The sequence below is a fragment of the Halarchaeum acidiphilum MH1-52-1 genome (assembly GCF_000474235.1).
In the GTDB taxonomy this organism is placed as follows: domain Archaea; phylum Halobacteriota; class Halobacteria; order Halobacteriales; family Halobacteriaceae; genus Halarchaeum; species Halarchaeum acidiphilum.
On sequence record NZ_BATA01000103.1, the window covers coordinates 1 to 4,710 of the forward strand.

The 4,710-nt window shown below is 69.2% G+C and carries 2 protein-coding genes and 2 pseudogenes; all 4 read left to right on the plus strand.

Annotated features, from left to right (window positions below; translation table 11 throughout):
* A pseudogene (gene hisS / locus AOZ13_RS12830) lies at nucleotides 1-1,097 on the plus strand (histidine--tRNA ligase); the annotation flags it as partial.
* A pseudogene (gene truA / locus AOZ13_RS12835) lies at nucleotides 1,094-1,907 on the plus strand (tRNA pseudouridine(38-40) synthase TruA). The pseudogenes hisS and truA, both read left to right, overlap by 4 nt.
* A 74-nt stretch (nucleotides 1,908-1,981) precedes the next feature.
* Nucleotides 1,982-3,775: an oligoendopeptidase F gene (gene pepF / locus AOZ13_RS12840; RefSeq protein WP_020220900.1), complete on the plus strand. Its 1,794-nt coding sequence runs from the start codon at nucleotides 1,982-1,984 to the stop codon at nucleotides 3,773-3,775.
* A 65-nt stretch (nucleotides 3,776-3,840) separates the two neighbouring features.
* A partial coding sequence (locus AOZ13_RS12845) for an AAA family ATPase (RefSeq protein WP_049934124.1) occupies nucleotides 3,841-4,710 on the plus strand: 870 nt, incomplete at its 3' end.

The window sequence follows — 4,710 nt, forward strand, 5'->3', positions numbered from 1 at the left end:
GGCGGCCGGCACGTCACGCTGACGCCCGAGTTGACGCCGACGGTCGCGCGGATGGTCGTCGCGAAACAGCAGGCGCTCTCGAAGCCGATCAAGTGGTTCTCGACGCGGGACTTCTGGCGCTACGAGGAGCCACAGTCGGGGCGCAACCGGGAGTTCTACCAGACGAACGTCGACGTCTTCGGCTCCAGTGAGCCGACGGCGGACGCGAGGTGCTCTCTGTCGCCGCGGACGCCCTCGCCGATCTCGGTCTCGATGGCGACGACTTCGAGTTCCGCGTCAGCCACCGCGACGTGCTCGGCGGCGTGCTGAACAGCGTCGACGCGGACGTGCGGACCCGCGACGCCATCCGCGTCGTCGACAAGCGAGAGAAGCTCGATTACGACGATTACATCGACCGGCTCGCCGGTACCGGTCTCTCGGTCGCCGAGGCGGAGGAGTTCGACGACGTCATCGCGTCGAACGACCTCGACGACCTCGTCGCGTTCGCGGACACGGAGCGCGTCGAGGCGGCGGTCGAGAACCTCCGCGCGGTCCTCGACGCGGCGGCGGACTTCGGCGCGCGCGAACACGTCGACGTCTCGCTCGCGACGGCGCGCGGGCTGGACTACTACACGGGCGTCGTCTTCGAGTGCTTCGACTCCACTGGCGAGGTCGGGCGCTCGGTCTTCGGCGGCGGGCGCTACGACGACCTGATCGAGTCCTTCGGCGGCCAGCCGACGCCCGCGGTCGGTTTCGCGACCGGGTACTCGACGCTCCCGCAGCTCCTCCAGCGCGCGGGCGTCTGGCCGGAGGAAGCGGTTCGAACGGACTACTACGTCCTCTCCGTGGGCGAAGTCCGCGACGTCGCCTCGCGCGTCGCGCGCGACCTCCGCGAGCGGGGGCACGTCGTCGAGTCCGACGTCTCGGGGCGCTCGTTCGGCTCGCAGATGAACTACGCGGACTCGATCAACGCCGAGACGGTCGTCATCGTCGGGGAGCGCGACCTCGCCGAGGGCAACGTGACGGTGAAGGACATGGTCTCGGGCGATCAGGTGCAGGTGCCAGTGGAGGACTTCCCCGGCGAGCACGACGAACCGCGGCACGGCGACTTCGCCTGAGCGTGCGTCGGGCGTTCCGCGTCGCCTACGACGCCGGCCGTTCCACGGCTTCCAGCGCCAACCCGCCGTCTCGACGGTCGAGGACGCGCTCTTCGACGCCTTCCGCGCGCACGGCGTGCTGGGTGCGGACGCCGAGAAGCCGTCGGGGTACGCGGCCGCGGGGCGGACGGACGCGGGCGTCTCCGCGCTCGCGCAGACCGTCGCCCTCGACTGTCCCGAGTGGTTGACGCCGCGCGCGCTCAACGCCGAACTCCACGACGCCGTGTGGGCGTGGGCGCACGCGGACGTGCCCGCCGACTTCCACGCCACCCACCACGCCGTCGCGCGCACGTACGTCTATCACCTGTACGCGCCGGACGCGGACGCCGAGCGCGCCCGCGAGGCCGCCCGACGGCTCTCCGGCGCGCACGACTTCCGCAATCTGACGAGCGACGACGCCGGCACCGAGCGCGACCTCTCGCTGACCGTCGAACGCGACGGCGACTTCCTCGTCCTGACGGCGCGCGCGGCGGGTTTCCGCGCGGGTTCGTCCGCCGGGTCGCCGCGCTCGTCCGGAGCGTGGCCGCGGGGGCCGCGCCGCGCTCGAAGGTCGATCGCGTCCTCGATCCGGCCCCGCTCCCGGGTCCCGAGGGCGTCCCCGAGGCGCCGCCGGGACCGCTCGTCCTCGCCGGCGTCGACTACGACGGGCCGACCTTCGAGCGCGACGAGCGCGCGGCGGCCGACGCGCGGGCGTTCTTCGCGGACGAGCGGACCGAGCGCCGCGCGCTCGCACGCGTCGCGGGGACGGTCGCTCGCGGCGTGCGGTCGTGACGGACGGCGCGTCGTGACGTCGGCGCTCGGTGGGAGGGAACGCTTAACAGCGCCGCGACACGTCTGTTTCGACCATGAGCACCGTCCCTGAGCGCGAGGAGATCGACGCGGCGTACAAGTGGGATCTCGAGAGCGTCTACGACTCGATCGAGGAGTGGGAGGACGACTTCGAGCGGGCGAAGGGGGGGATCGAGGACCTGCGCGAGTACGAGGGTCACGTGACCGAGGACGGCGAGACGCTCCTCGACTTCTTGGAGGAGTACGAGGCGGTCGCGCGCACCGTCTCGACGCTCGCGGCGTACGCGCGGATGCGCGCCGACGAGGACACGCGCGATCAGGAGGCCCAAGCGCTGAAGTCGCGGGGTTCCGCGCTCGCCTCCAAACTCTCCTCCGCGACGTCCTTCCTCGAACCCGAGATCCAGTCGCTCTCCCGCGAGGAACTCGATCGGATGGTGGACGCGACGGACGGTCTCGAACTCTACGAGCACTATCTCGACGACGTCTTCCGGATGAAGGCGCACACGCGCTCGGCGGAGGTCGAGGAGGTCATCTCGGAGTTCGGCGAGGTGATGGGCGCGCCCGGCGAGGTGTACGGGATGCTCACGAACGCCGATCTGGAGTTCCCGACGGTCGAGGGTCCGGACGGCGAGGACGTCCAGATCACGCAGTCGAACCTCACGACGCTCCTGCAGGAGCGCGACCGCGGCTTCCGTCGTACCGTCCACGAGTCCTTCTACGAGCGCATCGCGGACGTGCGGAACACCATCGGCTCCTCGCTGCAGTACTCGACGAAGTCGGACGTGAAACGCGCGCGGGCGCGTGACTACGATACGGCGCGCGAGGCGGCGCTCGACGGCCCGAACATCCCCGTCGAGGTGTACGACAACCTCGTGGAGACGGTTCGGGGGAACCTCGACGCGCTCCACCGGCACGCCGATCTGAAACGGCGCGCGCTCGACGTCGACGAACTGGAGATGTGGGACCTCTACATGCCGCTGACGGACGCGGAGGAACCAGATATCGACTACGAGGAGGCCTGCGACTACGTCGTCGAGGCCGTCGCGCCGCTCGGTGAGGACTACCAAGCGCGCGTCGCCGAGGGGCTGGAATCGGGATGGGTCGACGTCTACGAGAACGCGGGCAAGCGATCGGGCGCCTACTCGGGCGGGACGTACGACACCCAGCCGTTCATCCTGATGAACTATCAGGGCGACCTCGATTCGGTGTACACGCTCGCGCACGAACTCGGCCACTCGCTGCACAGCCAGCTGTCGAGCGAGCACCAGCCGTACGTCTACAACGACTACGAGATCTTCGTCGCGGAGGTCGCTTCAACGGTCAACGAGAGCCTGCTGACGCACTACCTGCTGGAGAACGCCGAGGACGAGGCGCTGCGCGCGCACGTCCTCGATCAGTACCTCGAGCGCTTCCGCTCGACGCTCTACCGGCAGACGCTGTTCGCGGACTTCGAGCACACGATCCACGCGATGGAGGAGAACGGCGAGCCGCTGACGCCCGACGCGCTCGACGCCGCGTACGGCGATCTGAAGCGCGAGTTCTACGCGAACGCGAGCGTCGACGACCACATCACGCGCGAGTGGATGCGCATCCCGCACTTCTTCTACTCCTACTACGTCTACCAGTACAGCACGGGCATCAGCGCGGCCGTCGCGCTCACGCAGGACGTCCTCGCGGGCGAGGCGGGCGCCGCGGAGGCCTACGTGGACTTCCTGACGCGCGGGTCGACCGAGTACCCGCTGGACCTCCTCGCCGACGCGGGCGTCGACATGTCCTCGCCCGCGCCGATCGAGTCCGCCATCGGCGTCTACCGGGAGTACCTCGACCGGGCGGACGACCTCCTGCTCTAGACGGCGACGGGATGTGTCCGTGACCCAAAGGATCTTCTTTCTGCGGGGCCTATAGCCGTCAACGAATGTCTCGTAGCCCTACTCTCCCGGATCGGCCGACGCTCGAGCTCGATCCCGAATCGAGCCCGGAAGAGCGGTTGGCGGCGCTCAGAGACCACCTCCGCCGGCTGGTCGACGTGAACGATCAGCTCGAAGAGCAGCTGGCGGCGGTGCGGGACCACCGCGCCGACCTCCGCGAGGACGTCGACGACCTTCAGCGCGAGAACGAGACGCTGAAGACCGCCTCCCTCTACCTCGCGACGGTCGAGGATCTCTCCGAGGACGGCGCGGTCGTCAAGCAGCACGGGAACAATCAGGAGGTACTGACGGACGTCTCCGAGCGGACGCGCGAGCGCATCGAGGTCGGCGATCGCGTCACGATCAACGACTCGTTCAGCATTCAGGACGTCCTCGACGACGAGACGGACGCCCGCGCGCAGGCGATGGAGGTCGATCAGTCGCCGTCCGTCGAGTACGAGGACATCGGCGGTCTCGAAGCGGAACTGCGCGAGGTGCGCGAGGCCGTCGAGGACCCCCTCGTCAACCCCGAGCAGTTCGAGACCGTCGGCGTCGAACCGCCGAGCGGCGTCCTGCTCCACGGCCCGCCGGGCACGGGGAAGACGATGATGGCGAAGGCCGTCGCGAACGAGACGGACGCGACGTTCATCAAGATGGCCGGCAGCGAGCTCGTCCAGAAGTTCATCGGTGAGGGGTCGCGCCTCGTCCGCGACCTCTTCGACCTCGCCGAGCAGGAGGAGCCGGCGATCCTCTTCATCGACGAGATCGACGCCGTCGCCGCCGAACGGACGGACTCGAAGACGTCGGGCGACGCGGAAGTTCAGCGGACGATGATGCAACTGCTCAACGAGATGGACGGCTTCGACGAGCGCGGCGAC